Raw genomic sequence first — 1,642 nt, forward strand, 5'->3', positions numbered from 1 at the left:
GGTGAAGGCTTTTTTGAAGTAGTAAAAGATGAGAAAAAGCCCTTCATCGTAAAGACGGGGAGAATTATAACCCATGTTCTGGGGACATCATTTAATATCAATTTTTATGAAAATCAAAATGACCTCTCTATATCCTTGGTAACGGGAAAGGTGAAAGTATTGAAGTCCCAAAATAATGGATTAGATACCACATATAATTCTTTGGTTGTTCTCAGTCCAGGAGAAAAAGTTTCTATAGAAAAGGGGACTTTGGATGTCAAATTATCCCATTTTGATACGGACTTAGAAACAGCATGGAAGGATGGTATCCTGATTTTTAAAAATTCGTCTCATATCGAATTATTTAATAAGCTGGAGAAGTGGTATGGTGTAGAGGTTAGTTTCAAAAATCAACCTGAAGTTCCCTGGAATGTATCAGGACGTTTCAATAACCTTAGCTTGGAAAAAGCACTTGAAAATCTGAATTATACACACAAAATATCCTTTGACATTGAAGGAAAGAAAGTAAAAATAAATTTTTTAAAATGAATAATATGAACGAAAAAAAACCGGAATCATATTTTGATTCCGGCTAGTTACTTTGAAACCATTGCGACAGTTTGAATACCACTCCAATGCCGCAATTAATTGTTCTATTGATAACTAATTATTTAAAATTATGAAAAAAAAATTACTGGATGTATTAATGCAGGGCTCAAAATTCATGTTTCATGTATTTGGAATGCAAATGTTGTTTTGCAGCATTCTGTTTGCTCACAATGGAGCTGCTCAAAATGAAAAAACTGTCAGCGTAAAAGAAGTGACAGTCTCATTTAATATGACCAATGCTACTGTTGAAGAAGTTTTTTTAGCAATAGAAGATATCAGTGACTTTAATTTCTTTTACGATGAAAATTATCTTCGTAAGGATGTAAGAATTAACATTGATGACAGACAAAGGTCTATATCAGATATTTTATTGAATATATCAAAAGAGGCAAATCTTAAGTTTAGACAGGTAAACGATGATATCTATGTTTCTGAAATCGATAAAAAATCAAAAGATACGAAAGAGGTTATTGAGGTTATTTTGGATTCAATTGACATTAGAGGAAAGGTTACGGATGAGAATGGTGAACCCCTTCCAGGGGCAACAATTCAAGAAAAAGGAACCACCAATGGTACAATTACTGATGTGGAAGGGTCTTTTTCGTTAAATGTTCAGGATAATAGCACTTTGATTGTATCATTTGTTGGTTACCAGACGAATGAAATCCAAGTAAATGGAAGAACTGAGATAGATATTCAATTAGCCCCAGATTTATCCTCTTTAGAGGAGGTTGTTGTAGTAGGATATGGCATTCAACAGAAAGCAAATATGACTGGTGCAGTCTCCACTGTTTCTTCGAATGTCCTTATGGAAAGACCAACAACAAATGCTACTAATCTTTTACAAGGAAGAATTCCGGGACTACAAGTAACGCAATCAAGCGGTCAGCCTGGTAAAGATGATGCAATATTTCAAATTAGAGGGCTGGGTTCCTTTGGGGCATCATCTGCTCCATTGGTATTGATTGATGGAATTATGGGGTCCTTATCGGATATATCCCCAAATGATATTGAAAACATTTCTGTACTAAAAGACGCAGCTTCAGCTTCTATT

2 protein-coding genes are annotated in these 1,642 nt (G+C 34.4%); both read left to right on the plus strand.

The genetic code is table 11. The features are described from left to right. Nucleotides 1-528: FecR family protein (locus RLO81_RS05010; RefSeq protein ID WP_350108115.1), on the plus strand; the 528-nt coding region annotated here is incomplete at its 5' end. 130 nt (nucleotides 529-658) lie between these two features. Further along, the coding region (locus RLO81_RS05015; protein ID WP_350108117.1) for a DUF4974 domain-containing protein at nucleotides 659-1,642 on the plus strand (984 nt) is incomplete at its 3' end.

Source organism: Fulvivirga sp. (assembly GCF_040220315.1).
In the GTDB taxonomy this organism is placed as follows: domain Bacteria; phylum Bacteroidota; class Bacteroidia; order Cytophagales; family Cyclobacteriaceae; genus Fulvivirga.